General features: G+C 38.2%; 27 protein-coding genes. 11 read left to right on the top strand and 16 right to left on the bottom strand.

Going from position 1 to position 25,869, the window contains the following annotated elements; genetic code table 11:
• Nucleotides 1-59: 59 nt before the first annotated feature.
• The gene (gene pdxH / locus T432_RS0102215; RefSeq protein WP_014111955.1) at nt 60-692 is read left to right on the top strand and encodes a pyridoxamine 5'-phosphate oxidase; all 633 of its coding nucleotides are present in this window, start codon (nt 60-62) and stop codon (nt 690-692) included.
• A gap of 59 nt (nt 693-751) precedes the next feature.
• Here the strand turns inward: pdxH and T432_RS0102210 are convergent, their stop codons facing one another.
• The 10 genes from T432_RS0102210 to tkt all read right to left on the bottom strand — a co-directional run bounded on the left by T432_RS0102210 (nt 752) and on the right by tkt (nt 11,656).
• Nucleotides 752-1,861, bottom strand: a complete 1,110-nt coding sequence (locus tag T432_RS0102210) for a cytochrome-c peroxidase (RefSeq protein ID WP_028883998.1) — start codon at nt 1,859-1,861, stop codon at nt 752-754.
• A gap of 102 nt (nt 1,862-1,963) precedes the next feature.
• Nucleotides 1,964-2,956 (bottom strand): L-threonylcarbamoyladenylate synthase, encoded by a 993-nt coding sequence (locus T432_RS0102205; protein WP_028883997.1) that lies wholly within the window; start codon nt 2,954-2,956, stop codon nt 1,964-1,966.
• The gene (locus T432_RS0102200; RefSeq protein ID WP_014111958.1) at nt 2,956-4,113 is read right to left on the bottom strand and encodes a 5-(carboxyamino)imidazole ribonucleotide synthase; all 1,158 of its coding nucleotides are present in this window, start codon (nt 4,111-4,113) and stop codon (nt 2,956-2,958) included. The genes T432_RS0102205 and T432_RS0102200 overlap by 1 nt, the downstream gene beginning before the upstream one ends.
• Nucleotides 4,110-4,601 carry a 5-(carboxyamino)imidazole ribonucleotide mutase gene (gene purE, locus T432_RS0102195; RefSeq protein ID WP_028883996.1) on the bottom strand — a complete coding sequence of 164 codons (492 nt, stop codon included), beginning with the start codon at nt 4,599-4,601 and terminating at the stop codon, nt 4,110-4,112. The genes T432_RS0102200 and purE overlap by 4 nt, the downstream gene beginning before the upstream one ends.
• Nucleotides 4,602-4,622: 21 nt before the next feature.
• Nucleotides 4,623-5,513 (bottom strand): phosphoribosylaminoimidazolesuccinocarboxamide synthase, encoded by an 891-nt coding sequence (locus T432_RS0102190; protein WP_014111960.1) that lies wholly within the window; start codon nt 5,511-5,513, stop codon nt 4,623-4,625.
• 1 nt (nt 5,514) lies between these two features.
• On the bottom strand, nt 5,515-6,579 hold the full coding sequence (gene fba / locus T432_RS0102185) for a class II fructose-bisphosphate aldolase (RefSeq protein WP_014111961.1): 1,065 nt from the start codon (nt 6,577-6,579) through the stop codon (nt 5,515-5,517).
• Between the two features lie 15 nt (nt 6,580-6,594).
• Nucleotides 6,595-7,416 (bottom strand): carbon-nitrogen hydrolase family protein, encoded by an 822-nt coding sequence (locus T432_RS0102180; RefSeq protein ID WP_028883995.1) that lies wholly within the window; start codon nt 7,414-7,416, stop codon nt 6,595-6,597.
• Nucleotides 7,413-8,615: a phosphoglycerate kinase gene (locus T432_RS0102175; protein WP_028883994.1), complete on the bottom strand. Its 1,203-nt coding sequence runs from the start codon at nt 8,613-8,615 to the stop codon at nt 7,413-7,415. Before T432_RS0102175 ends, T432_RS0102180 begins: the two co-directional genes overlap by 4 nt.
• Before the next feature lie 3 nt (nt 8,616-8,618).
• On the bottom strand, nt 8,619-9,632 hold the full coding sequence (gene gap / locus T432_RS0102170) for a type I glyceraldehyde-3-phosphate dehydrogenase (RefSeq protein ID WP_028883993.1): 1,014 nt from the start codon (nt 9,630-9,632) through the stop codon (nt 8,619-8,621).
• Nucleotides 9,633-9,634: 2 nt separating this feature from the next.
• Nucleotides 9,635-11,656, bottom strand: a complete 2,022-nt coding sequence (gene tkt / locus T432_RS0102165) for a transketolase (RefSeq protein WP_028883992.1) — start codon at nt 11,654-11,656, stop codon at nt 9,635-9,637.
• Between the two features lie 71 nt (nt 11,657-11,727).
• Between tkt and T432_RS0102160 the strand changes: the two genes are divergently transcribed.
• Nucleotides 11,728-12,465, top strand: a complete 738-nt coding sequence (locus tag T432_RS0102160; protein ID WP_028883991.1) for a 16S rRNA (uracil(1498)-N(3))-methyltransferase — start codon at nt 11,728-11,730, stop codon at nt 12,463-12,465.
• Here the strand turns inward: T432_RS0102160 and T432_RS0102155 are convergent.
• Both T432_RS0102155 and T432_RS0102150 read right to left on the bottom strand, forming a co-directional pair.
• A complete protein-coding gene (locus tag T432_RS0102155) occupies nt 12,443-12,925 on the bottom strand; it encodes a barstar family protein (protein WP_014111967.1) in 483 nt (160 codons plus the stop codon). The genes T432_RS0102160 and T432_RS0102155 overlap by 23 nt on opposite strands.
• Before the next feature lie 72 nt (nt 12,926-12,997).
• Entirely contained in the window at nt 12,998-13,849 is an 852-nt protein-coding gene (locus T432_RS0102150; RefSeq protein ID WP_248646259.1) for a hypothetical protein, read from the bottom strand.
• A gap of 108 nt (nt 13,850-13,957) precedes the next feature.
• On the opposite strand from T432_RS0102150, the gene ubiD reads away from it, so the two are divergent.
• On the top strand, nt 13,958-15,484 hold the full coding sequence (gene ubiD, locus T432_RS0102145) for a 4-hydroxy-3-polyprenylbenzoate decarboxylase (protein ID WP_028883989.1): 1,527 nt from the start codon (nt 13,958-13,960) through the stop codon (nt 15,482-15,484).
• 38 nt (nt 15,485-15,522) lie between these two features.
• On the opposite strand, the gene T432_RS0102140 is transcribed toward ubiD, so the two are convergent.
• From T432_RS0102140 to upp, 4 genes are all read right to left on the bottom strand, one after another.
• Nucleotides 15,523-15,840 carry a hypothetical protein gene (locus tag T432_RS0102140; RefSeq protein WP_014111970.1) on the bottom strand — a complete coding sequence of 106 codons (318 nt, stop codon included), beginning with the start codon at nt 15,838-15,840 and terminating at the stop codon, nt 15,523-15,525.
• Nucleotides 15,833-16,249: a phage holin family protein gene (locus T432_RS0102135; RefSeq protein ID WP_028883988.1), complete on the bottom strand. Its 417-nt coding sequence runs from the start codon at nt 16,247-16,249 to the stop codon at nt 15,833-15,835. The genes T432_RS0102140 and T432_RS0102135 overlap by 8 nt, the downstream gene beginning before the upstream one ends.
• A gap of 79 nt (nt 16,250-16,328) precedes the next feature.
• Nucleotides 16,329-16,646 carry an ElaB/YgaM/YqjD family protein gene (locus tag T432_RS0102130; protein WP_014111972.1) on the bottom strand — a complete coding sequence of 106 codons (318 nt, stop codon included), beginning with the start codon at nt 16,644-16,646 and terminating at the stop codon, nt 16,329-16,331.
• Nucleotides 16,647-16,776: 130 nt separating this feature from the next.
• Complete coding sequence (gene upp, locus T432_RS0102125) at nt 16,777-17,415, bottom strand: uracil phosphoribosyltransferase (protein WP_028883987.1); 639 nt, start codon at nt 17,413-17,415, stop codon at nt 16,777-16,779.
• Nucleotides 17,416-17,501: 86 nt separating this feature from the next.
• Here upp and queA point away from each other — a divergent pair, with 86 nt between their 5' ends.
• From queA to ybeY, 8 genes are read left to right on the top strand one after another with little or no spacing between them, the layout of a single operon-like run.
• Nucleotides 17,502-18,554, top strand: a complete 1,053-nt coding sequence (queA, locus tag T432_RS0102120) for a tRNA preQ1(34) S-adenosylmethionine ribosyltransferase-isomerase QueA (RefSeq protein ID WP_028883986.1) — start codon at nt 17,502-17,504, stop codon at nt 18,552-18,554.
• A gap of 5 nt (nt 18,555-18,559) precedes the next feature.
• On the top strand, nt 18,560-19,705 hold the full coding sequence (tgt, locus tag T432_RS0102115) for a tRNA guanosine(34) transglycosylase Tgt (protein WP_028883985.1): 1,146 nt from the start codon (nt 18,560-18,562) through the stop codon (nt 19,703-19,705).
• A gap of 54 nt (nt 19,706-19,759) precedes the next feature.
• Nucleotides 19,760-20,110, top strand: a complete 351-nt coding sequence (yajC, locus tag T432_RS0102110; RefSeq protein ID WP_014111976.1) for a preprotein translocase subunit YajC — start codon at nt 19,760-19,762, stop codon at nt 20,108-20,110.
• A gap of 2 nt (nt 20,111-20,112) precedes the next feature.
• Nucleotides 20,113-22,005 (top strand): protein translocase subunit SecD, encoded by a 1,893-nt coding sequence (secD, locus tag T432_RS0102105; protein WP_028883984.1) that lies wholly within the window; start codon nt 20,113-20,115, stop codon nt 22,003-22,005.
• 9 nt (nt 22,006-22,014) lie between these two features.
• A complete protein-coding gene (gene secF / locus T432_RS0102100) occupies nt 22,015-22,947 on the top strand; it encodes a protein translocase subunit SecF (RefSeq protein ID WP_028883983.1) in 933 nt (310 codons plus the stop codon).
• 3 nt (nt 22,948-22,950) lie between these two features.
• Nucleotides 22,951-24,360, top strand: coding sequence for a tRNA (N6-isopentenyl adenosine(37)-C2)-methylthiotransferase MiaB (miaB, locus tag T432_RS0102095; protein WP_028883982.1), 1,410 nt, complete (start codon nt 22,951-22,953; stop codon nt 24,358-24,360).
• 3 nt (nt 24,361-24,363) lie between these two features.
• Nucleotides 24,364-25,392, top strand: coding sequence for a PhoH family protein (locus T432_RS0102090; RefSeq protein WP_015551874.1), 1,029 nt, complete (start codon nt 24,364-24,366; stop codon nt 25,390-25,392).
• Between the two features lie 2 nt (nt 25,393-25,394).
• Nucleotides 25,395-25,847: an rRNA maturation RNase YbeY gene (gene ybeY, locus T432_RS0102085; protein WP_028883981.1), complete on the top strand. Its 453-nt coding sequence runs from the start codon at nt 25,395-25,397 to the stop codon at nt 25,845-25,847.
• Nucleotides 25,848-25,869 lie beyond the last annotated feature (22 nt).

The raw sequence follows: 25,869 nt of genomic DNA, 5'->3' as shown, positions 1-25,869 counted from the left end.
TTTTACAACGTGAGCATTGCCATAGATTAAAATTATTTTATATATTGGAGGGGACAATTATGTCTATAGCTGATTTAAGAGAAAATTACGATAAATACTCTCTAGATGAAAGTGAAATTTCTAGAAATCCATTTGAGCAGTTTTCAAAGTGGTTTGAAGATGCAAAAAATGAGGGCGGATTAGAGCCTAATGCGATGACTGTTTCAACCGTTAGTGCTCAAGGGGAACCGAGTGCTCGTGTATGTTTGCTTAAAGGTTTTAGTGAACAAGGGTTTGTATTTTTTACGAATTATCTTTCTCGTAAAGGGCATGAATTGTCACGCAACCCCTATTGCTGCTTATTGTTTTTTTGGATGCATCAGCAAAGACAAGTGCGTATAAACGGAATGGTAGAGCAAATAAGTGAAACTGAATCGACTGAATATTTTGAATCTAGGCCTCATGGATCCAAAATTGGGGCATGGGCTTCGGAGCAAAGTCAGGTGGTTACTAAAGAGATTTTGCAATCTCGATTTGCCCAATATGCAGAAAAATATCCAGAGTCTGTGCCCAAACCTCCGCATTGGGGTGGATATATCGTCATACCACATCAAATCGAATTTTGGCAGGGTCGTCCATCAAGATTGCACGACCGCATAACATTTATTCGAGAGCAGGATGGTAGTTGGATTATGCACAGATTGGCCCCTTGATGATTGGGTAAAAAAAAGCCCGCTTGGAGCGGGCCATAAGGGGGATTAACTAATAGATATTAGGCTTTAGGAGCTTCTTTTTTATCTTCAGCTTTTGGCTCTTCTTTTTTCTCTTCAGCTTTAGGCTCTTCTTTTTTCATGTCATCAGCTTTTGCCATTTCAGCCCATGGATTAGGACGTGGAGTAGCATCGCTTGATGGAGGGATAATAGGAAGTTTTATATCAGGTTGATCACCAGTTAATGTTTTTAAGAATGCCACAATATTAGCGTTTTCTTCATCAGTGAATTTTTTACCTAATTGCAAACGACCCATAATATCTACAGCTTCTTTAAGAGTATTAGCTGCACCGTCATGGAAGTACGGATAAGTTAATTCAACGTTACGAAGTGTAGGAACTTTAAACATCATACGGTCGATATCTTCACCAGTAACACCAGCACGACCAGCAGATTCATTATCTGTAACATAGATATCTACTACACCCATTTTTTGATAAGTAGAACCACCTACTGCTGCACCATTATGGCAAGCTACACAACCAGCATCTCTGAAAGTTAAATAACCTTTAAGTTCTTGATCAGTGATAGCATCATCTTTACCTTGCAACCATTGGTCAAAACGAGAGTTTGGAGTAACTAAAGTATCCTCAAATGCTGCAATCGCTTGAGTAACTTGGTCGATATCGATTTTTTCTTTACCATATACTTTTTTGAACTCTTCAACATATTGAGGGATTGAGTTTAAAAGTCCAACAGCTAAGTCGTGAGTAAACGCCATTTCACCTGGGTTAGCAATAGGACCACCAGCTTGCTCTTTAAGGTCTTTTGCACGACCGTCCCAGAATTGAACAAAGTTAAGAGTTGAGTTTAATACTGTAGGTGCGTTTATAGGACCTTGCTGCCATTTGTCACCGATAGATGTTTGAAGATTATCAGTACCACCCATAGATAGGTTGTGACAAGAGTTACAAGAAATAAATCCAGAACGAGATAAACGAGGATCGAAATATAATTTAGCTCCAAGATCAACTTCAGCTTGATTTTCGATTTTTGCTGGTTTGATTGGTTCAATTAATTCATTATCTGGTTTGTATCTCTCAGCAGCCATTGCAGTTGAAGCAAAAGCTGCGGCCATACAGGTAATTAACAACTTAGAAGCTAATTTCATATATTCCTCCTTTAGCATTTATAAGTAATATATGTAATATTAGCAATTTTCTGTTAAATTATTGTTGATTTATGTCAAGTCTTTGTAAGTAAATGTATATATTTAGTATGCGGCTAAAGCACGACTTAATCTATCTCTAACCCCGTCCCAATCTATATCTTGCGGTAACTTCTCGATTATTATTAAATCATAATTTTGTAACTCAATGTTTCTCAAAACATCGTAAATTATCGAAGCATATTTTTTTGCATCTGAAGGCATAGTAATTATGTTTAATTTAGATTCTTTTAGATCAGATTTTTTCTGATTTGAATACTGTAAAAACGCTATTTTCTTATCTCTAATTTCTTTAAGGAAACTCTGATCATTAAGTTTATCTTCCGCATATATAGGCACTTTAGGAGCATAGTGCGATTTCAAACTTCCAGAAACAACAGGTGCATATTCATCTTTATCTTTAGGATAGATACCAATAATTTTTTGAATATCTTTTTTAGAAATATGCCCTGGTCTTAATAAAACAGGCCCTATATCTTCTCTTGAAAGGTCCAAAATTGTAGATTCAATTCCAATTTCTGAACTATCTCCTTCAAGAAAAAATATATCCTTTTGATTTGGAAATTCAGAAAGTACATGCTCATTTTTAGTAGGTGAAACATGACCGAAAATATTAGCTGAAGGTGCCACTATTCCAGAATTAGTTTTAAGAGTCGCAAACTCCTTCAATAAAGCTTGAGCGACAGGGTGATTAGGAGATCTTATAGCTACTGTATCCTGCCCTCCAGTAATAAAATCAGGAACAATATCAGTTTTTTTAAAAACTAGTGTTAATGGGCCAGGCCAAAAAGCATCGATTAATTTTCTAGCGTGATCAGGAATTTTTTTTGCCCAAAAATCTAAATCAGCATCTTTGTAAACATGAACAATCAAGGGATGATTTTTAGGTCTTCCTTTAGTCGAATAAATCTTGGATACAGCTTCCTCGTTAAGTGCATCAGCACCGAGACCGTAGACGGTTTCGGTGGGCATTGCCACTAAACCACCAGCAAGAAGATGTCTAGCAGCTGCTTTTATATTCGATTCTGGACTAAACATTAAAGTTTTAGGATTTCAATGATTTTCTTAGCGGTTTCACGCACTTTATGCGAGTCTTTAAGCATAACAGTCACATGCCCCATTTTTCTACCAGGACGTGCCTCTTTTTTTCCATAAAGATGCAAATTGACTCCAGGCATTTTAAGAATCTCAGCCCATGAAGGCTCAATAGGTTCGCCATTTTCATCAGAATTAACAAACCATGCATCGCCCAATATATTTAACATAATTACAGGCTGGATAAGATTAGTGTCACCTAAAGGCAGATCTCCAAGAATTCTTGCTTGTTGCTCAAATTGACTGCAACTGCAGGCCTCGATAGAAAAATGTCCGCTATTGTGCGGTCTAGGGGCAATTTCATTAACGCAAATAGTGCCGTCCTCGAGCCAGAACATCTCAACGCAAAGGACTCCGACATAATTTAATTTTTTTGCAATTTCGGTGGCAATGCTATTTACTTCATCTTTTATAGAATCTGAAAAAGAGTGCAACCCTATTTCAGACATATGCAGTATTCCGTTTTTATGCGTGTTTACGGAGATTGGGTATGTCTTGATTTCGCCATTTTTATTTCTGGCAAGGACTACCGAGATTTCCATTTTAAGATTTAATTTTTTTTCGAAAACACAAGGTTTTTTTCCTAATGTTTCAAAAGCATTTTTCAACTCATCGAAATTCGATGCAGGGATTTGGCCCTTACCGTCATAACCAAGTGAAGCTATTTTTAAAATACCTGGATATAAACCAGTAAAATTCTCTTGGATTAAATCTTCATCGCTCTTAATAGAAGCGTATGGGGCTAGGCCTATATCAAGTGATTTAACAAATGATTTTTCTTTAATGCGATCTTGTACGATTTCAACTGCATTTGCACTTGGGGAAACTAGCTTTACCCCCTCTAAATTTGATAAATATCTAAGGGTGTCCGATGGAACATTTTCAAATTCAGTGCTTATATATTGAGTAAGAGATGCAAAATTATCTAAAGATTCATGTTCTTCATAAGGTGCAAATATCTCGTACTCCGCCACAGAGCCTGCTGGACTATCAAGCTCAGGACTATAGACTACGACCTCAAATCCCAATCGTTGAGCAGCCTGAGTAAACATGCGTCCTAACTGACCGCCACCTAATATACCAAGGCGTTTAGCGTTCATAAAGGAAGCTCCATTGCTCTTGCTTTCTCTGTTTGTTCTTTTCTGTATTTGATAAGCTTTTCTCTAAGAGATAAGTCATGCATCGCAAGATTAGCAATAGCATGTAGAGCCGCATTTATAGCACCTGATTCACCTATTGCAAATGTGGCAACGGGTACGCCTTTAGGCATCTGAACTATTGATAAAAGTGAATCCTCGCCTCTCAAATATTTTGATGGAACTGGTACGCCAAACACTGGAATATCCGTCAAAGCAGCTAACATACCAGGTAAGTGGGCAGCACCACCTGCACCTGCAATAATTGCCCGAAAACCATTTTCGTAAGCACTCGCACCAAAGTCCGCCATATCTAAAGGCATACGATGTGCTGAGATCACTTTAGCTTCGAAAGGGACTTCAAATTCACGCAAAATTTGTACGGCGTTTTGCATAATATCCCAATCGCTGTTGCTGCCCATGACAACGGCAACTTTTGCTTCAGTTTTCATATAAATTCCTAAAGATAAGTCCTAAAGATAAGGATTTTTTCCTGTAAATCGATCAAGAACTTCTTTATATTTTTGAGAAGTTTTCTCAATTACATCTTTAGGCAAACGTGGAGCTGGAGGTTTTTTATCCCAATCTTGAGATTCAAGCCAATCACGTACAAATTGCTTATCGAATGATGGCGGGTTAGTACCTTCTTTGTATTGATCTGCAGGCCAGAAACGGGAAGAGTCTGGTGTCAATACTTCGTCCATCAAGTGCAATGTACCTTGTTCATCAAGCCCAAACTCAAATTTAGTATCTGCAATGATTAAACCTTTTAATTTTGCAATTTGACTAGCAGCTTTATAAAGATCAATTGAGGCTTCACGAATATCTTCTGCAATATCATCACCTACCAATTTAGCCATATAGTCAAAACCGATATTTTCATCATGTTTACCTGGTTCCGCTTTAGCAGCTGGAGTAAATATAGGTTCATTTAATTCAGAAGCTAGATCAAGACCCTTAGGTAAATGAATACCGCAGATTGCACCGTTTTCTTGATAATCCTTCCAACCTGATCCAATAATATACCCTCTAACAACCGCTTCTACTAACACAGGCTTCAGTTTCTTCACTACCATTGCACGACCAGCGACTTGATCAATTTCATCTGCCGCAACAACCTCTTCAGGAAGAATGCCTGTCGCGTGATTAGGCATAATACCGCCAAGCTTCTCCAACCAGAATTCTGTCAATGAAGTAAGCACCATGCCCTTATTAGGAATAGGATCATCTAACACAACATCAAAAGCAGATATGCGGTCTGTGGCAACGATAAGTAATTTATCGTCATCCACTGCATACATATCTCTGACTTTTCCCCTACTAACTAGAGGTAATGATTTAATTGAAGATTCGTACATAGCCATATTAGTTCACCTTTTGTACAAGTTCGCCACTTGCATATTTTTGAGCCATTGTTGATAGTTCGACAGGCTTGATTTTAGATGCATTTCCCGCTGTACCGAAAGCTTCGTAGCGAGAGATACATAATTGCTTCGCAGCTTCACGAGCAGGCTTATTAAATTCACGAGGGTCAAATTTAGAAGGATTCTCGTGTAGAAACTTACGAACAGCCGCTGTCATAGCCAGCCTTATATCTGTATCAATATTTACTTTACGGACACCGTATTTAATCGCCTCTTGTATTTCTTCAACAGGCACACCATAAGTCTCCCTCATATCGCCGCCATACATACGGATTTGCTCGAGATATTCCTGCGGAACACTTGAAGATCCATGCATCACAATATGCGTGTTAGGAAGGCGTGCATTAATCTCTTTGATTCGCTGTATCGATAGAATGTCGCCCGTAGGTTTGCGTGTAAATTTATAAGCCCCATGGCTAGTACCAATGGCAATAGCAAGTGCATCTACTTGTGTTTCTCTTACGAATTCAGCAGCTTGTTCAGGGTCCGTCAATAGCTGGTCTCTAGTTAATGTACCCTCAGCTCCATGGCCATCTTCTTTATCGCCTTTCATAGTTTCAAGAGATCCTAGGACACCTAGCTCGCCCTCAACTGAAACGCCTATCGCATGAGCCATTTGAACGACTTCACGCGTAGTTTGCACATTATATTCATAGGTGGCAATGGTCTTGCCGTCAGGCATCAAGGATCCGTCCATCATCACACTTGTAAATCCAAGGTTAATAGCCCCTCTACAAACATCAGGGGATTGTCCATGGTCTTGGTGCATAACGATAGGAATATCAGGATATGCCTCAACTGCGGCTTGTATTAAATGCTTTAAAAAAGGCTCACCTGCATATTTACGAGCCCCAGCTGAAGCTTGCATAATCACAGGACTATCAGTTTCCCTAGCAGCTTCCATAATAGCTTGGACCTGCTCAAGATTATTTACGTTAAAGGCAGGAATGCCATATCCAAATTCGGCGGCATGATCAAGAAGTTGTCTTAATGAAACTAATGCCATAAAAATCTCCTAAAATTATTTAAGTCTGCGGTTTGCGAGACAAGGAACTAACTCTCTGACCTTATTAATCCTATCAGAGTTTATTTCACTAACATATACGCCTTCAGCCTCTCCACATCCTCCAATTATAAAACCCAGTGGGTCAATAATCATGCTAAGACCTACACCCTTAGGACGTGTTTGGCCACTAGCTAATACATAAGATGTATTCTCGATTGCCCTGGCTCTAAGCAATGTCTCCCAATGAGTTTCTTTAAAGGCTCCAGCAATCCAGTTTGCACTTACCGTAAGTACATTTGCCCCTAAATCTATAAGAGCCCTAGATAATTCTGGAAATCTTAAATCATAGCAATTAATAAGACCAATTTTGAAATCTTTGATTTGAAAAAGTCCAAAATGTGAACCATCATCTCTTAGAGTAGCAGGTTTTACTTTATCTGATTCTTTAAAAGAAAAGGCATCATAGACATGAATCTTTGAATAATCTACAAGAACATCTCCAGCCGAGTTAATAGCCAACAAATGGTTTTCAATTCGTGGATCGTCTTTTGAAGCTACTTCAGGACTGCTATCCATAAGCACGCCAACAATGACATACAAATTAAATTCGCGTGCAAACTCCATCATATTATGAATAAAACCAGGAGTCTCTTCACGGGCTAATTTCTTTAAGATATCAAGCTCTGAAGCAAATGAACACATAGATGCCTCTGGCAATACAATAAGTTCTGCACCCTGAGCTGAAGCTTGCTCAAACAAAGTTCGTATCTTAGTTAAATTTAATTTGATATCATTTGTCGCCGGAAATTGTGCAACTGCAACTTTTAGTGTGCTCATAAAGTATTATTTCGTTCTATAAGAATGTCTACAGCAGGAAGACCCTTTCCTTCTAAAAATTCAAGAAACGCCCCACCCCCAGTTGAAATATAGTCTATACCTTCATTTAGATTAAATTGAGATATAGCAGCAAGAGTATCCCCGCCCCCTGCAATTGAAAACGCATCAGACTTAGCTATAGCTTGTGCAACTTGCTTAGTACCATTTGAGAATGCCGGAAACTCGAAAACACCAATTGGTCCATTCCATACAATAGTGCCTGCCTTGCTTATGATTTCGCAAAGATTATCTATGCTTTTTTGCCCGATATCCATAATCATATCGCCGTCGGAAACATCAGTTGTAGCCTTTTTAGTGGCAATGGTATCGATTTCAAAATCCTGACCCACAACAACATCAACAGGAATTGGTACAGACGCTGAACGCTCTTTAAGATTCTCCATAATCGATTTCGCTTTATCGACTTGATCAGGTTCAGACAAAGAATTACCTATATTTAAACCGCATGCAAGCATAAAAGTATTTGCTATGCCACCACCAACTATTAGCTGATCCACTTTATGTGACAATGATTCCAAAACCGACAATTTTGTAGATACTTTGGATCCCCCTACAACAGCCAAAAGTGGCCGTTTCGGATTTTCTAAAGCTTTATCCAAAGCCTCAAGTTCAGCTTGTAAAAGCGGACCAGCACAAGCAATATCAACATATTTCGCAATACCATGGGTTGAAGCTTGTGCCCTATGTGCCGTTCCGAATGCATCATTAACGAAAATATCGCAAAGCTTAGCCATTTTTTTAGCTAGATTGTCATCATTTGATTGTTCGCCAACATTAATACGGCAATTTTCAAGTAAGACCACCTGACCTGGTTCTACTTCAACACCCTCTAGCCAATCTTTAACTAGCCTTACTTCCTGACCTAGAAGATTCGATATATGTTTTGCAATGGGATTAAGAGAGATATCTTCTGACCATGCCCCCTCAACGGGTCTTCCAAGATGTGATGTAACCATAACAGCCGCACCTGCATCTAAAGCCATTTTTATACCTGGCAATGAAGCCCTTATTCTTGTATCTTCCGTGATATTTCTAGAATCATCTAAGGGAACATTAAGGTCAGAACGAAAAAATACCCTCTTTCCTTTTAGAAGTCCTTGCTCAATAAGCTCTTTTAAAGTTAGTACGTTTAGTGACATAAATTATTTAGCTTGCATCATTGCTACAGTAGTATCTAACATACGATTTGAGAATCCCCACTCATTGTCGTACCAGGCAGAAACTTTGACCAATTTGGAACCCGACATTTTTGTGAGTGTTGAATCATAAATGCTTGAACATGATGTGTGATTAAAGTCAGAGGATACAAGTAACTCATCGTTAAAAGCTAATATACCCTTTAGATACCCTTCTGATGCGTCTTTCAACACTTTATTGATTTCTTCTACAGATGTTTCTCTACTTGGTACGAAGACTAAATCAACTATAGAAACATTTATTGTTGGGACGCGTATAGCATATCCATCTAATTTACCCTGCAATTCAGGAATAACTAGACCTAGAGCCGAGGCTGCACCTGTTTTCGTAGGAATCATATTCATAGATGCACTACGAGCACGCCTTATATCTTTATGATTTACGTCAGTTAAAACTTGGTCATTTGTATATGCGTGAATCGTGGTCATTAATCCTGAATCAATACCAATTGCATCTTGAATAGGCTTTACTAAAGGGGCTAAACAATTAGTTGTACAAGACGCATTTGAAACTACAGTATGCTCAGCTTTTAAGATATCTTGATTGACTCCATAAACGACAGTAGCATCCACATCTTTACCGCCAGGGGCAGAAATTAAAACTTTTTTTGCTCCTTGTTCTATATGAGCACAGGCTTTTTCTTTTGATGTAAATGCACCAGTACATTCTAAAACTACATCAATATCCATATCAGCCCAGGGAAGATTTTTTATATCGCGTGTACTAAATAACTTAATGCGATCCCCGTCTACTACAAGATGATCTCCATCAAGGCTAACTTGAGAGTCAAATCGTCCATGTGCAGTGTCCCATTTTGTAAGATGACGGTTTACTTCCGCATCTCCCATTGCATTAATAGCGACAATCTCAATATCATGCTTTTTTGCGTACTCATAGTGAGCTCTAAGTGCCATACGACCAATACGGCCATATCCATTTATGGCGACACGAATTGACATTCTTACTCCTTAATAGAATTAATAACTAGTTGAACTAATTTATCTGACGTAATACCAAAGTAATTAAACAAATCATTTGCAGGGGCGGATTCTCCAAATGTATCAATGCCTACTACCGCTCCATCTTGACCAACGTATTTGTACCACGGAACAGTTGAACCCGCTTCTATTGCAAATTTAGGCACATTTCTTGGAAGCACTTCTGATTTGTATTCATTTGATTGACGGTCGAACACGGAGGTTGATGGCATAGACACAATGGAAACTGCGATGCCCTCATCCTTAAGTTTCATTTGGGCGTCCATTGCTATTTGTACCTCAGACCCTGTAGCTATGAGAATAGCCTTAGGATTAACTACGGCCCTTAGAACATAGCCTCCTTTCTCAATGTCCTTTAGACAAATCTCATCTCTGGCAATAAAAGGTAGATTTTGACGTGACAACAGCAATGCACTAGGCCCATTTCTCTTGACTGCTGCCCTCCAAGCAACCGCCGTCTCAGTAGTATCACAGGGTCTCCAGACCTCCAAATTAGGTATTAATCTCAGACTCCATGCATGCTCGATAGATTGATGTGTAGGGCCATCCTCACCTAAACCAATAGAATCATGCGTAAACACATGAACTACTTTTTGTTTCATCAATGCCGACATTCGAATGCCGTTTCGCGAATAATCGGAAAAAGTCAGAAAAGTTCCGCCAAACGGCAAATATCCACCATGTAGAGAAATACCATTCATTATGGCAGCCATACCAAATTCTCTAACTCCATAATTAATATGTCGACCAAAAGAGATATTACCAGTACCAGAACGAACGGGCACTGCATCTGGCCAAATGGTTAAATTTGATGAAGTTAAATCTGCAGAACCCCCTAACAATTCTGGCAATACTTCTGCTAATTTTGCTATTGTTTCTTGTGATGATTTACGAGTTGCTAGTGTTTTTTGATCTTGAATTACTTGCTCTAAATAGGTTTGAAATTTTTCTTCAAAATCTGATGGCAATTGTCCTGACATTCTTCGTTCATATTCTGCAGCTAAATCTGGATATTGAACTTTATAACTTGCCCATACTGAATCCCAAACAGCTTGCTGCCCTGCACCTTTAGTAATATGATTCCACGAATCAAGAACATCCTTAGGAACTTCAAAATCCCCCCACTCAATTCCCAAAGCCTTGCGTGCTTGAATAACTTCTTCAGTCCCAAGCGGTGCTCCATGAGCTTTAGATAAACCCTGAACTTTTGGAGACCCTTTACCGATAACTGTTTTACAAATGATAAGTGTAGGTCCAGTGTCTAATTGACGAGAAAAATCCTTAGCTTGATTGATGGCCTCATCGATAGCATCAATATCATGACCATCAACTTCTAATACCTGCCAACCATAAGCTTCAAATCGCTTTGATGTATCATCGCTAAACCAGGGATTAATTTGACCATCAATCGAGATACCATTGCTGTCGTAAAGCACAATTAATTTATTCAGCTTAAGGGTGCCTGCCAATGAAAACACCTCATGCGACACCCCTTCCATTAGACAACCATCACCTGCAAATGCATACGTAAAGTGATCGACTATCTTATGCTCTTCCCTATTAAATTCCTGAGATAACAGTGCCTCTGACAATGCAAATCCTACTGCATTTCCGATACCTTGTCCCAATGGACCCGTTGTGGTCTCTACCCCAGGAGTTATGCCATACTCAGGATGACCAGGAGTCTTAGAATGTAGCTGCCTAAAATCTTTAATGTCATCAATGGTCACACCATAGCCTGTTAAATAAAGCAGGGAATAGATGAGCATAGAGGCATGACCATTGGATAAAACAAACCTATCTCTGTCATACCACTTCGGATTTAGTGGATTGTGTTTAAGATTTCTGTGCCAAAGCGCAACGGCCATTTCAGCCATACCCATAGGGGCTCCAGGATGCCCAGAATTCGCTTTTTGGACTGCGTCCATAGTTAGTGATCGTATTGCGTTTGCAAGTTTAGAATCAGGAACTTGAGGGTTATTCATGTATTTACTTGTCTTATGAGTCCAAAATAATGCGTATAATTTTAACACTTGGAAAAATATAACTACTCTTAATGCTAACACCCCGTTTTTTTTGTCCATTGCCTCTTGAAATTGGCTCTCAGTCTAAGCTTCCGAAAGAAATTTCAACTCATGCAGGTCGCTCCCTTAGACTTAAGGAAGGTACAAAAATATCTCTTTTCGATGGCAATAATCTCGAATTCCACGGTCCCATTGCCTTCATAAATGGCGATGCCTTTTTCACACCAGAGTATAAGTTTGAAATTTCAAGGGAGTTAAGTATTAAAGTAGGCTTAGCTCAAGCTTTATCGACTGCTGATAAGATGGATTTTGTTATTGAAAAAGCCGTGGAATTGGGTGTAAGTGAGTTTTACCCAATCATTGCCAAACGCTCAGTATTAAAAATCAGTCCGGATAGATTAAATAAAAAAATGGACCACTGGAGAAAAATCATTATCTCAGCTTCAGAGCAATGTGGTAGAAACATACTAATGAAAATTAATGAACCGCAGTCTATAGAGAATTTTTTAAAATCCTCTAGTGGATGCAAATGCTTTGTAGCCGAACCCGATTCTCAAAATACACTTATTTCGGAAAGTTCAACCAATGATATTCAAAGCTCCATAATTTGCATCGGCCCCGAGGGAGGTTGGGATAGGACAGAAATAGATCTTTTTTCTAAATCTAATTCGAAATTTATTAATCTAGGGGAAAGGATTTTAAGGACAGAGACAGCGGGCCTTATGGCTATAAGTGCGTGGCTAGCACTTATTCAGAGTCGTCTTCAGTAAAATTACCTGCGTATCTCTCAGGCTCAACACCAGGTTCTGGGGCACTATGTTGGCCCGCATGGTCAATAAAGAAAATAAAGGTCTTATTAATTTTTTTTGCGTAGCTGCAAGTCTCTTTTAATATCTTAATAATCTGCTTAGTATCTGAAGATAGTTCTGGGTCACCAGTATGAAGTTGAGTAAACCATAATACATACCCTATTTCTTGCTCATCTAAAGTTTCAGTTAAGCAATCTGCCAGTGCATCCAAATCTTTTCCGAAGAAAACTGGATAATCTACAGATTTAGATATCGCTCTTAAAATAGCCGAAAGATTTCTTGCCCTTGAACAATCACATTCATAACAGGACAAGCCCGCATTTGAAGCAGCCTCAAAGATTTCATCCTTAGATTCTAAATAGCTAGCTGGGAGCTCTGCCGATTTAGACATAACCTTAGAGAAATCAACTTTTTTTACCATTTATAGCCTCGAGAACTGCTGAAATTTGTAATTTCGAAATTAAATAGCAAGATAAGCCTTATGTCAATAGCTTTAAAGCATTCTGTTACGAATTTCGCAAAATTCATCTTCATATTGAAATATTCCCTGAGGATCAATAATTTCCTTCAACTCCATTAAATCTATGGGATTTATCTTGAATTCTTGCTCCTCATCCTCGCTGGTTACTATATTTTTAGGGGAAATCTTTTTAGGTGGCAATGCCTTTATATAAAATCTCTGCCCCCAGATATATGAACCCCTTTGACCTAAAAACACTCTGCAAAGATTTATATCGGATATATTTTTAAATAGACTATCAAATCGCAATTCATCAGGCCAAACTGGACTACCTAATAATTCTGATACTTCAAAAGTTTGTGAAATTTTAAATAATTCGGGGATGCTTTTATTAAGTAATGCATTTCCTAAAGCAATATTAGAATTCAAACCAAATCCGCCTAAGCGAGCTGTCATTGCGTTAGAAAAAATAGTATCAATCTCCATTAGTCCAGATGTGATTGAATAATATGGTCTAGAGTCGTGAAATGAAGGTTCATTAAACCACTGGCTTAGATTAAGTTCAGGTGGAACAAACTCAAACTGGTTAAAGCCTTTTTCAAATAAATCACCACAAAGACAAGTGAAATCTGCTACACATACACCTTCTGAAACAAAATCTGGAGTGGAATTGTTATTTACTTTAACCAACAAAATAGGCCTACCAGACACAGAATCAATATCTACCAATTTGTCGTATAAAAAAGCCACTTGGTGATCAGCACAAATAGAGATTAATGTTTGAGCTAGATTAGGATTTTTGATTTCTATGCATGCAATTTGAAGTTCAGTGTCTATTAATTTAATGTCCGAAAATGTAAGTCTCTGAACTCTATGTAAAAACATTTCCCAATTTGTTTTGGGAACAATTCCTTTCTTACCGAATTTAAAAAAATCCCTTCTGCGCATGATTTCAATTAATATAGAGAAATCTAAAAGTTACTAAGTATAAATATGAAATATAAAGATTTACGCGATTTTTTAAGTCAACTTGAAAAACGAAATGCGTTAAAGAATATTAACACCACAGTTTCTACAAATCTTGAAATAACAGAAATCAGTGATAGGTGTTTACGCAATGGTGGTCCCGCACTTATTTTTCATAATGCAGAACATAATTCTAAACCAGCAAAAATGCCTATTCTTACAAATTTATTTGGCACCCCTGAAAGAGTAGCTTGGGGTATGGGTGCTGAGGATCTTTCTGCATTGCGTGAAGTTGGCATTCTTTTGTCTGAATTAAGAGAGCCTCAGGCTCCTAGTGGTTTGAAAGATGCTTTTAGCAAAGTGTCTATGTTGAAATCTGCATTATGGGATATGCAGGCTAAGAAAATTTCAAAGCCAGAATGTCAGCAAATTGTTTTAGAGGGTGATGAAGTAGATCTTGAGAATATTCCAATTCAAACATGTTGGCCAGGTGATATTGCACCCCTTATTACCTGGGGATTAGTCATTACTAAAGGTCCTCGTGCAAAACGGCAAAATATTGGTATTTATAGGCAGCAACTTTTGGGCCATAATAAACTGATTATGAGATGGATGGACCACAGAGGCGGTGCTTTAGATTTTCGTGATTTTAGAATCGCCAATCCTGGACAACCATTTCCAATCAGTGTGGCCTTAGGTGCGGACCCAGCAACTATACTCGCTGCTGTTACGCCAATACCTGATAGTCTATCAGAATACCAATTTGCAGGCCTTCTAAGAGGCTCAAGAACTGAACTTTCAAAATCAATTGGAAATAATCTGCAAGTCCCTGCAAGTGCTGAGATTGTATTGGAAGGTCATATATTGCCAACTTCTCATCCTAAAGCTTGTAAAGAGTATGTATTAGATGGTCATGACTATGAAATGGCACTTGAAGGACCTTATGGAGATCACACTGGTTACTATAACGAGCAAGAATGGTTTCCTGTCTTTACTGTGGATAGAATCACTATGCGAGAAAATCCAATCTATCACAGCACTTACACAGGTAAACCACCTGATGAACCCGCTGTATTAGGATTAGCTCTAAATGAGGTGTTTATTCCATTGCTCCAGAAAACTTTTCCAGAAATTATTGATTTCTACCTCCCACCAGAGGGATGTAGTTATCGTGTTGCTGTCGTATCGATTAGAAAACAATATGCTGGCCATGCTAAAAGGGTAATGTTCGGGATATGGAGTGTTTTAAGGCAATTTATGTACACGAAATTTATTATTGTGGTAGATGAGGATGTAGATACTAGGGACTGGAAAGAAGTAGTCTGGGCCGTTAGTACACGTATGGACCCAGTAAGAGATGCTGTAATGGTTGAAAACACTCCGATTGACTATCTTGATTTTGCCTCCCCTGTTTCTGGATTAGGTGGCAAACTAGGAATTGACGCCACTAATAAATGGCCAGGAGAAACCGATAGAGAATGGGGAAGACCGATTATTATGGATGTATCAGTGAAAAAGAAAATTGATAAATTGTGGCCAGAAATCTTTGACTAAAATAAATATGGCTCCTAATAGGAGCCATATATAGTAGTTTATTTAAAGCGTTTAGAGATAAACCAAGATGCAACACCAAGTGCAACTGTTCTTAGAAGACGATTTTTAGTTTTAGCTAAATTTAGTAGACCTTTAGCTATTCCAACACTTATACGTGGATTTCTACCTAACCAAGAAAACGCACCTGAAGCATCTGGAAGAGCTGAGGAAACTAAATTTCTACCACGTGCCATTACATAGTCTGCAATAACTTCAGGATCAAGATTATCTCTTAGTTTATAAAACCCATTAACTACTTGACGACGATCGATATTAGCCTGAACTGCTAATGCTTCGAGTTTGGCTTTATTATCCATTTATCTTTCCTCCGTCTGAAGACAGAATATCCATAGATGTTGGAAATTCAGGATGATCCTTAAAATATTCCACATCTTCTTTTAATGTTTTAATCGTGTACTCAAAAGTTGGAGCTTTAATTAAAGCACTAACTCTATTAATTGCAATATAAGCTATCACAAAATATAGAATAGGTAACAAGCAAACTACCCAATTACGATATTCAGTCTCCCAAGTAAGGAGAATTATCGCAAAAGATAGGAGAGTAAGACCTAATAATGCAAAAATTAAAGATGCAACTCCCCAAACCAATGCTTGAGTCACCTGTGCTCTTGCTTGAGTAAGTTCAACACCAAAAATCTTACCCCTAGTTTCGGTGTAAGTTATGAAGCTATTAATTAGCTGAGCGATAGTTTGACGTAAATGCATAATTTTGATTTTGATAGAGTAAAAAGCAGATGGGTTTCCCCACCTGCTTAGGGGAAAATTAATGTGAGGTACCAACGAATTATTTGCGGCCGATGATAATACCTAAAAGAAGAGCAGCAACACCAACAGTACCTACTGCACGCCAAGGATTATCTTGAACGTAGTCATCAGTTTTCTTAACTGCATCACGAGTAGTATCAACAACTTTTTGTTTGCCTTCTTCAAATGCAGATTGAGCATTAGAAAGAAGATCTTTAACTTTCATACGAATTTCCTCAGCTTTTTTTCCAGTTTCTTTAGTTGCTTCTTTAAGTAAACCTTCAGCATCAGCTACAGTTTTACGTAGAGCATCTAACATTTCTTCTTCAGTTTTGCTTGCGTCATTTTTAGTTGACATAGTATTCTCCCAATAGTTTTTGGCTGTAATTAGCCCGTAAAGTCTAATGATAAACCTTCAAGTACTGAAAAATTATTACAATGCGGAGTTAAATGTTACAGAATATGACTAGTAATAGACAAAAAATTACTCAATCTTCTTTTTGACGAGTTCCAAATATTCTATCCCCAGCATCTCCTAATCCTGGAATAATATATCCGTGCTCATTAAGCTTCTCATCAATAGATGCAGTAAAGATATCAATATCAGGGTGTTTGCTAATAACTCGTTCAATACCTTCAGGAGCACTAACAAGAGTTAATACACGAATTTCTCTACAACCCATAGCCTTAAGCATATCAATAGCAGCTATTAATGTGCCACCCGTAGCTAACATAGGGTCAATTATTAAAGCGAATCTCTGGTCTAAATCACCTACTAATTTTTTAAGGTAGGTGGCAGCTTCTAGAGTTTCTTCATTTCTTGCTATGCCAATGGCTGAAACTTTAGCGCTTGGTATAAGACTTAATACGCCATTAAGCATGCCAATACCAGCTCTTAAAATAGGCACAACTGTTACTTTCTTACCTGCTAATTTTTTAATACTTACAGGACCACACCACCCTGAGACTTCACAATCTTCTAAAAGGCAGTCTCTTGTAGCTTCATAAGTTAGCAAAATGGCTATTTCTTCTGCAAGCTCACGAAAACTCTTAGTATCTAAATCTACATTACGCATAAGTCCAATTTTGTGCTGAACTAAGGGGTGCTTAATTTCATGAACTGCCATGTAAAATTCCTCTAGAAAATTTGCGTTATTTTATCACGAGCAATCCATTCATCTAATTTATAATTTAGGATTCATTAGGGTTAGATATGTATAAAAATGTTTATAAAAAGGAGGATTTTTTCTACGAACTTCCTCAAGAAAGAATTGCTCAAAGACCTACAAAACATAGAACTGAAAGTAGATTGCTCTACGTTAAGCCAGATGGAACGTGGGCCGACTTGGCATTTCCACAAATAAAAAGCTTATTAAGAAAAAACGACCTTCTTATTTTTAATAATACTCGTGTAATTAAGGCCAGATTATTTGGTCAGAAGTCAACAGGCGGAAAAATTGAGTGTTTGATAGAAAGAGTTGTAAGCCCAAATCGAGCCGTTGTTCATTTGCGATTTAGCAAAAGACCACAAAATGGATCTAATTTGCTATTTGGAGAAGGTGTGCAAGCACTAGTAGTTGAGCAAGATTCAGATGAATTTACATTGGAATTTTCAGAACCAGTGATGGAAGTGTTAGAGAGGATAGGACAGTTACCATTGCCACCATATATAAAGCATAATCCAGATGAATTTGATTATGAGCGGTATCAAACTGTATATGCTTCTAGAGAAGGAGCTATTGCTGCACCAACAGCCGGTTTGCACTTCGATGATAAGCTTTTAGAAGAAATTAAGTCACTTGGTGTTCAAGAGACTATGGTCACATTGCATGTTGGTTCTGGTACTTTTAAGCCAGTGATTACTAGTGACCTAAATGACCATGTGATGCATTCTGAGTGGTTTGAAGTTACGTCTGAGACGTGCGATGCTATTGCTGAATGCAGGAAATCAGGAGGTCGTGTAATTGCAGTAGGTACTACAAGTGTGAGAGCGATTGAGTCTGCAGCTGCATTGGCTGGAATGACCGAAGAAGGTGCTCCTAAGCCATTCACAGGTGATACAAAATTATTTATTACTCCTGGTTATGAACCTCTTGTGATTGATGGGATGATTACAAATTTTCATTTGCCAGAATCAACATTGCTTATGTTAGTTGCAAGCTGGATGGGTTTTGAAACCATGCACAAAGTTTATAAGCATGCTGTTGAAGCAGAATACAGATTTTTCAGTTATGGCGATGCCATGTATATCGAACCTAAATTCTAATAATCATGCTTGAATCAAAATTTAAATTTGAAGTTTTAAAAACACAAGGCAAAGCTAGAAGAGCAACCATGACTTTAAACCATGGTGCTGTTCAGACACCTATGTTTATGCCTGTTGGCACTTATGGATGTGTTAAAGCTATGCTTCCAAGTGATTTAAAGGAAGTGGGCTCTCAAGTTATATTGGGAAATACTTTTCATCTATGGCTTAGACCAGGTACTGAAGTAATTGAAAAACATGGCGGCTTGCACGGATTTATGAATTGGGATCAGCCTATTTTGACTGATTCAGGTGGGTTTCAAGTATTTAGTCTCTCAGACTTAAGAAGCAAAATATATGAGGAAGGCGTTAAATTTTCATCTCCAATTGACGGAGCAAAATTATTCCTTACTCCAGAAGAGTCTATGAGAATTCAAAAGTCATTGAATTCTGATATTGTTATGGTGTTCGATGAGTGTACCCCCTATTTAATTAAAGATAGACCAGCTACTCACGAGGAGGCTGCTAAATCTATGCGTATGTCCCTAAGATGGGCTAAAAGATCTAAAACTGCTTTTGAAGAGCTACGAAACCCAAATGCTTTATTTGGTATTGTGCAAGGTGGAATGTATGATGATTTAAGGATTGAATCCCTTCACGGTCTAAAAGAAATAGGATTTCATGGATACGCCATAGGGGGCTTGTCCGTGGGGGAACCCAAAGAAGAAATGAACCGCATTATTGAATTTTTAGCACATCAGCTACCTGAAGATGCACCTAGGTATTTGATGGGTGTTGGTACTCCCGAGGATTTAGTATATGGTGTTGAACATGGGATAGATATGTTTGATTGCGTTATGCCTACAAGAAACGCAAGAAATGGAACATTGTTCACTAGATACGGGGATCTAAAAATTCGCAACGCACGTTACAAAGATGATATGCGACCGGTCGACCCGTCATTGCCACCTAATACAAGTAGTAAATTTAGTCGTGCATATCTTCATCATCTACAAAAAACAAACGAAATAAGCGGATCTCGTCTAAATACAATTCATAATTTAATGTTTTATTTACATATTATGAAAGAGATGCGAGAAGCCATAGAATTAGGCTCTTTTACAGAGTGGGTGGCTAAATTCCACGAAGACCGAGCTAGGGGCATTGAATAATTACAAAAAGGCTACAATATACGGTTAACGATATAAAAAATAACGGAGAATTTAATGTTTAACGACTTACTGATTGCTACTTTTAATCAAGCGGCAGCACCTGCAAACCAATCACTGGCAGGCACTATTACAGGCCTACTTCCAATGATTTTGATGTTTGGTGTGTTGTGGTTTTTACTTGTTAGACCTCAAATGAAACGTCAAAAAGAACACCGCAAAATGGTTGAGTCTCTAGCTGTAGGACATGAAGTAATTACTACTGGTGGTATTTTAGGAAAAGTAACCCACATTACCGACAACTATATCACTTTAGATATAAGCAAAGGTGAGCAACCTGCAGAAATTCTTCTTCAACGTGTAGCTGTAGCTGCAGTTTTACCTAAAGGCACTATCAAAGATCTATAAGAATGAATCGTTACCCTCTTTGGAAATATTTAATTGTCCTATTTGCATTATTGTTTGGCCTCACGTATACATTGCCAAATATATTTGGACAAACAGTAGCTGTACAAATTTCAAGTACTAATGTAACTAAGAAAGTTGACCAAAACTTACTTAACTTCGCTGAGCAAACTCTAAAGCAAGCGAATATTCCGTTTGAGAATTCTGTTATTCAAGCTAATGGCCCTAACAACAATACTATTAGGATAAGATTTAACAGTCCAAATGAGCAGATTCAAGCTAGGGGCGTTTTAGAGAAGGCTTTAAATCCGAACCCAGAAGACCCTAACTATGTTGTAGCCCTTAATTTATTGTCAGCGACTCCAACTTGGCTCACTTCATTAGGGGCTAATCCTATGGCATTAGGTCTAGATTTGCGTGGCGGTGTGCATTTCCTACTACAAGTGGACATGAAGGGTGCATTGAATTCTAGATACAACTCATTGACTACGGAATTGCGCACCTTTCTTAGAGACGGCAAGGTTTCATTTGAATCTATCCAATTAGAGGGAACTGAGATTAAAGCGGTATTTTCTTCTGAAGAACAGGCCGCAAAGGCTCAAAGTATTATTCGAAAAAGACTACCTGAGTTAACTTCTGAACTATCAGAAACAGGCGGTAGATTTGTTTTAGTTAATTCAATATCCCCAACTGAAATCGATAGAGTACAGGATACGGCTTTAAAACAAAATATCGTTACCCTACATAATAGGATTAATGAGCTTGGCGTAGCAGAGCCTATTATTCAACAACAAGGAAATGATCGTATTGTTGTACAACTTCCTGGTGTGCAGGATATCGCAAAGGCAAAAGATATATTAGGTAGGACCGCAACTTTGGAGTTGCGTTTAGTAGATGATAGCCCTAACGCGCTAGCCTCTCTCTCATCTGGAGTAGTGCCATTTGGTTTAGAGAGATTCAAAGACAGCGACGGGAGGGATATTCTACTGCGTCGTCAAGTTATTCTTACTGGAGAAAACTTAGAAGATGCTCAATCGGGTAGAGATCCTCAAAAACAAATCCCAACAGTAAATCTTACTTTAGATAGCAAGGGCTCTCGTATTTTTAGAGATGTAACTCGAGACAATATCAATAAAAGAATGGCCATTGTATTATTCGAAAAAGGCAAGGGTCAAGTTGTAACCGCCCCTGTTATTCGAGACGAAATACCTAATGGTCAAGTTCAGATTTCAGGGAATATGACTCCGACCGAAGCAGCTGATATTGCATTACTACTTAGAGCTGGTTCTTTGGCAGCTCCCATGAGCATTATTGAAGAGAGGACTATCGGCCCTAGTTTAGGTGAAGAAAATATTAGAAAAGGCTTCCGCTCAACTTGGGTTGGATTTTTGATTATCGCTGTTTTTATGATTATGTATTATCGTTTAATCGGTGTGTTTTCTACGATAGGGCTAGCGTTTAACGTACTTTTACTGATTGCAGTACTTTCATTGATACAAGCGACATTGACATTGCCAGGTATTGCAGCGATTGCCCTCACCTTAGGTATGGCTATTGACGCCAACGTGCTAATTAATGAGAGGATTCGTGAGGAACTTCGTGAAGGAGCAAACCCTCAACAGGCTATAAATATAGGTTTTGAAAAAGCATGGGGTACGATATTTGACTCTAACATTACGTCTCTAATCGTGGGTCTAGCATTATTAGCATTTAGCGGCCCAGGCCCAATTCGTGGATTTGCAGTTGTGCACGTATTAGGTATTTTGACTTCCATGTTCTCTGCTGTTGTAGGAGTTAGAGCACTTGTTAATCTTTGGTATGGACGCAAGAAAAAACTCAAAAGCATTTCCATCGGTACTGTATGGAAACCTAAAAATAATAAAGAATTAAAGGCATAGGGGACAAATATGGAATTTTTCAAAATACATAAAACCATCCCTTTTATGAAGCATGCACTGATTCTAAATATAATCAGTCTGGTTTTATTTTTGCTGGCAGTTTTCTTTATTGCTACTAAGGGCTTTAACCTTTCTATTGAATTTACGGGTGGTACTCTCGTTGAAGCGAAATACGATAAGCCTGCCGATCTGGAAGGTATTCGTAAATCAATCGGAGGATTTTATTCCGACTTTCAAGTTCAGAACTTTGGTTCTGCTGAAGATGTATTAATTCGCTTACCTATTGTTGAAGGAAAAAATACCGCTCAACAAAGTCAGGAAATATTATCTGCTCTTAAATCTCAAGATCCTAGTGTTTCTTTGACTCGGGTAGAGTTTGTAGGTCCTCAAATCGGTAATGAACTTTATACAAATGGGTTACTAGCATTTTTCTTTGTAATTGTTGGTATATGCGTATATTTGGCATTTCGATTCGAATGGAAATTCTCTATTTCTGGTGTTGTGGCAAATGTTCATGATGTCATAATAATCCTTGGGTTTTTTGCATTCTTTCAGTGGGAGTTTTCTCTTACTGTTTTAGCTGCAATTCTCGCAGTGTTGGGTTACTCAGTGAACGAATCTGTAGTTGTTATGGATAGGATTCGTGAGAATTTCCGCAAGCAAAGAAAAGCTTCAGTAGTTGAGATTATCAATAGTTCTATTACTCAAACCATTTCAAGAACTATAATTACTCACGGATCTACTCAGATTATGGTACTTTCTATGTACTTCTTGGGTGGTCCGTCCCTACACTACTTTTCACTGGCCTTAACCATAGGTATTTGGTTTGGTATTTATTCTTCTATTTTCGTAGCAGCAGCTGTCGCTATGTGGCTAGGTATCAAAAGAGAAGACATGGTTAAACCTGTTAAGAAACAAACTGACGAACAATTAGTACCCTAACTGATGCAAGAAGTTAATTTAAAACGGTCAACTAAAGCAGAATCGGCTAATCAATTTATTGAAGAAAAGCCGATTCATTTTCCTGCACACGCTAAAAAACTATACATTAAGACTTTCGGCTGCCAGATGAATGAGTACGATTCAGAAAAGATGGCCGACGTTTTAAATGCAGAAAAAGGTCTGGAACTAACCGACAATCCTGAAGAAGCTGATGTTATCTTGCTTAATACATGTTCTATTAGAGAGAAGGCACAGGAGAAGGTTTTTTCTGATTTGGGTCGCATAAATCTACTTAAAAAGAAAAAACCCGATTTACTTATTGGTGTTGGAGGATGTGTTGCTAGCCAAGAAGGTGCCACTATTCTCCAAAGAGCCCCGTATGTGGATATAGTTTTCGGACCTCAAACTCTACACAGATTACCTGAACTTATAGAGCAAAAAGAGTCTACTGGACGTGCACAAGTTGACGTGTCATTTCCAGAAATAGAAAAATTTGATCATTTACCCCCTGCCCGTGTAAATGGTCCGACTGCTTATGTATCTATTATGGAGGGCTGCAGTAAATATTGTTCATACTGTGTTGTTCCATATACTCGGGGTGAAGAAATCTCAAGACCACTTGAGGATGTTTTAGTAGAAGTAGCGGATTTAGCCGATCAAGGCGTAAAAGAAATCAATCTTCTTGGTCAAAACGTTAATGCTTATCGCGGAACTGTCGGAGAGCAAGGAGAAATCGCTGATTTTGCGATGCTTTTAGAACTTATCCATGAAATTCCAGGTGTTGAAAGAATTCGTTATATTACATCTCATCCCAAAGAGATGACTAAACGCTTAATTGAAGCACACGGGAAACTTCCAAAACTTGTTCCATTTCTTCATTTACCAGTTCAAGCTGGTAGTGATAGAGTTTTGGCTGCCATGAAACGTGGATATACTTCTCTTGAATATAAATCAGTTGTTAGAAATCTCTATAAAGTCAGACCTGATTTAACTCTATCATCTGATTTTATTGTTGGATTCCCTGGAGAAACCGAAAAAGATTTTGAAGCTACTCTCAAATTGATTAAAGATTTAAATATAGATACTTCATTCTCATTTATTTACTCACGAAGACCGGGCACACCCGCAGCAGATTTACCTGATGATACCCCTTATGAAGTTATGTTAGAGAGACTTCAAAGACTACAAGCCCTTGTAAATAAACAAGCTAGAGCATTTAGCGAAAAAATGCTTGGTACTAATCAAAAAGTATTGGTTGAAGGATTCTCAAAAAGAGACTCAGAAGAATTAATGGGACGTACTGAAAATAATAGAATTGTTAACTTCAAAGGTCCCGATTCACTAGTTGGCCAAATGGTCACAGTTAAAATTACTGATATATACACCAATTCTCTTAGAGGGGAGCTTGTTTAAATTATGAGTAAAAGCATTAATATTACTCTTGAGGGGGACAATACCCATTTAGCCAATTTTCTTGGCCCTCTTGATGAGAATTTAATGCAAATAGGTGCCGCTTTTAATGCAAAAGTTGCACGCTCAGGTAATCGAGTAACCGTAACTGGAGACTTTGCTGATGAATGCAAAAAGGTTGTCGAAAAATTCTTCCGTCTTGCACGTCATAAGCCATTAGATCTAGAAGAAGTTCAATTGGGTCTTGTTGAAGAGATAACCTCAAACCCAAACATACCTGTTAGTGATAGTCATTTTTCAAATTATTATGAAGAAGAATTAGATGATACTTCCACAGAACTATCTATCACCGATGAAAATGAACTTTATTTTCTAAGAACTAGAAAAAAAGACCTTAAACCTAGAACACCTAGACAAAAAGAATATATCCATAAAATTTTGCATAATGATATCAGCTTTGGTGTTGGGCCTGCAGGTACAGGAAAAACATGGCTTGCAGTGGCTTGTGCCGTCGATGCTTTGGAAAGAGATCAAGTCGAGAGAATTATTCTAACAAGACCAGCGGTTGAAGCAGGTGAAAGATTAGGATTTCTTCCGGGCGATTTAGCAAGCAAGGTAGACCCTTACTTAAGACCTTTGTATGACGCCCTTTATGACTTAATGGGATTTGATAAAGTTCAAAAACTTTTCGAAAAGCAAATTATAGAAATTGCACCTCTTGCATATATGCGAGGAAGAACATTAAATCGAGCTTTCGTAATTTTGGATGAGGCTCAGAATACATTGCCAGAACAGATGAAGATGTTTTTGACTCGCATTGGATTTGGAAGTAAAGCAGTAATTACGGGCGATCCGAGTCAAGTCGACTTGCAGCGAGGTCAAAGAAGCGGTCTAACCCATGCATTGGGCGTTCTTAAAAAAGTGGAAGGCATTACTTTTACTCATTTTACGAGCCGTGATGTTGTGCGACATCATTTAGTTGCTAGAATCGTGGAGGCATATGCATATCACGAAAAATATAAATCTGACAAATAGCCATGCTTAATCTATCTGTACAGTATGTCGTGCCATTTGAGGAATTAAAACGTCAAACCATTCGTTCATGGGTATTAAAAGCTCTTAAAAAAGCTCACGAATATTTTGAATTTGAATCGGCCCAAATTAATTTAAGATTTGTAGATGCATTAGAAGCTCAAGAATTAAATAAGACCTATCGCTCTAAAGATTACGTACCCAATATACTTACCTTTGACTATGGAGTCGATGCACTAGATGTTCTAAGAGCTGATATTGTGATATGCAAGGAGGTGTTATTGCGTGAAGCTTTAGAGCAAGGCAAAACAACAACACAGCACGCATGCCATTTGGTGATTCATGGTGTTTTACACGCATGTGACTTTGACCATATAGATGAACAGATGGCAATGCAAATGGAAACCCTCGAATCTGAGTTAGTCATGTCGTTTGGATTCCCTCATCCATATAATTAGATTGCTAAAAATATCCAGTTTT

This window comes from Taylorella asinigenitalis ATCC 700933 (assembly GCF_000687755.1).
Taxonomy (GTDB): Bacteria; Pseudomonadota; Gammaproteobacteria; order Burkholderiales; family Burkholderiaceae_B; genus Taylorella; species Taylorella asinigenitalis.
The sequence above is the reverse complement of the archived record's forward strand: the minus strand, read 5'-3'. Positions and strand labels throughout refer to the sequence as shown.

What these genes read in the sequence shown, in the direction of transcription:
- fba (WP_014111961.1), bottom strand. Translation starts at nt 6,579, where the DNA reads ATGGCATTAGTTTCATTAAGACAACTTCTTGATCATGCCGCCGAATTT.
- secF (WP_028883983.1), top strand. Translation starts at nt 22,015, where the DNA reads ATGGAATTTTTCAAAATACATAAAACCATCCCTTTTATGAAGCATGCA.
- purE (WP_028883996.1), bottom strand. Translation starts at nt 4,601, where the DNA reads ATGAAAACTGAAGCAAAAGTTGCCGTTGTCATGGGCAGCAACAGCGAT.
- T432_RS0102210 (WP_028883998.1), bottom strand. Translation starts at nt 1,861, where the DNA reads ATGAAATTAGCTTCTAAGTTGTTAATTACCTGTATGGCCGCAGCTTTT.
- T432_RS0102205 (WP_028883997.1), bottom strand. Translation starts at nt 2,956, where the DNA reads ATGTTTAGTCCAGAATCGAATATAAAAGCAGCTGCTAGACATCTTCTT.
- T432_RS0102135 (WP_028883988.1), bottom strand. Translation starts at nt 16,249, where the DNA reads ATGCATTTACGTCAAACTATCGCTCAGCTAATTAATAGCTTCATAACT.
- tgt (WP_028883985.1), top strand. Translation starts at nt 18,560, where the DNA reads ATGCTTGAATCAAAATTTAAATTTGAAGTTTTAAAAACACAAGGCAAA.
- T432_RS0102180 (WP_028883995.1), bottom strand. Translation starts at nt 7,416, where the DNA reads ATGAGCACACTAAAAGTTGCAGTTGCACAATTTCCGGCGACAAATGAT.
- ybeY (WP_028883981.1), top strand. Translation starts at nt 25,395, where the DNA reads ATGCTTAATCTATCTGTACAGTATGTCGTGCCATTTGAGGAATTAAAA.
- yajC (WP_014111976.1), top strand. Translation starts at nt 19,760, where the DNA reads ATGTTTAACGACTTACTGATTGCTACTTTTAATCAAGCGGCAGCACCT.
- T432_RS0102140 (WP_014111970.1), bottom strand. Translation starts at nt 15,840, where the DNA reads ATGGATAATAAAGCCAAACTCGAAGCATTAGCAGTTCAGGCTAATATC.
- T432_RS0102200 (WP_014111958.1), bottom strand. Translation starts at nt 4,113, where the DNA reads ATGAACGCTAAACGCCTTGGTATATTAGGTGGCGGTCAGTTAGGACGC.
- miaB (WP_028883982.1), top strand. Translation starts at nt 22,951, where the DNA reads ATGCAAGAAGTTAATTTAAAACGGTCAACTAAAGCAGAATCGGCTAAT.
- T432_RS0102150 (WP_248646259.1), bottom strand. Translation starts at nt 13,849, where the DNA reads ATGTTTTTACATAGAGTTCAGAGACTTACATTTTCGGACATTAAATTA.
- ubiD (WP_028883989.1), top strand. Translation starts at nt 13,958, where the DNA reads ATGAAATATAAAGATTTACGCGATTTTTTAAGTCAACTTGAAAAACGA.
- T432_RS0102155 (WP_014111967.1), bottom strand. Translation starts at nt 12,925, where the DNA reads ATGGTAAAAAAAGTTGATTTCTCTAAGGTTATGTCTAAATCGGCAGAG.
- secD (WP_028883984.1), top strand. Translation starts at nt 20,113, where the DNA reads ATGAATCGTTACCCTCTTTGGAAATATTTAATTGTCCTATTTGCATTA.
- gap (WP_028883993.1), bottom strand. Translation starts at nt 9,632, where the DNA reads ATGTCAATTCGTGTCGCCATAAATGGATATGGCCGTATTGGTCGTATG.
- upp (WP_028883987.1), bottom strand. Translation starts at nt 17,415, where the DNA reads ATGGCAGTTCATGAAATTAAGCACCCCTTAGTTCAGCACAAAATTGGA.
- T432_RS0102090 (WP_015551874.1), top strand. Translation starts at nt 24,364, where the DNA reads ATGAGTAAAAGCATTAATATTACTCTTGAGGGGGACAATACCCATTTA.
- T432_RS0102130 (WP_014111972.1), bottom strand. Translation starts at nt 16,646, where the DNA reads ATGTCAACTAAAAATGACGCAAGCAAAACTGAAGAAGAAATGTTAGAT.
- T432_RS0102190 (WP_014111960.1), bottom strand. Translation starts at nt 5,513, where the DNA reads ATGGCTATGTACGAATCTTCAATTAAATCATTACCTCTAGTTAGTAGG.
- pdxH (WP_014111955.1), top strand. Translation starts at nt 60, where the DNA reads ATGTCTATAGCTGATTTAAGAGAAAATTACGATAAATACTCTCTAGAT.
- queA (WP_028883986.1), top strand. Translation starts at nt 17,502, where the DNA reads ATGTATAAAAATGTTTATAAAAAGGAGGATTTTTTCTACGAACTTCCT.
- T432_RS0102175 (WP_028883994.1), bottom strand. Translation starts at nt 8,615, where the DNA reads ATGTCACTAAACGTACTAACTTTAAAAGAGCTTATTGAGCAAGGACTT.
- tkt (WP_028883992.1), bottom strand. Translation starts at nt 11,656, where the DNA reads ATGAATAACCCTCAAGTTCCTGATTCTAAACTTGCAAACGCAATACGA.
- T432_RS0102160 (WP_028883991.1), top strand. Translation starts at nt 11,728, where the DNA reads ATGCTAACACCCCGTTTTTTTTGTCCATTGCCTCTTGAAATTGGCTCT.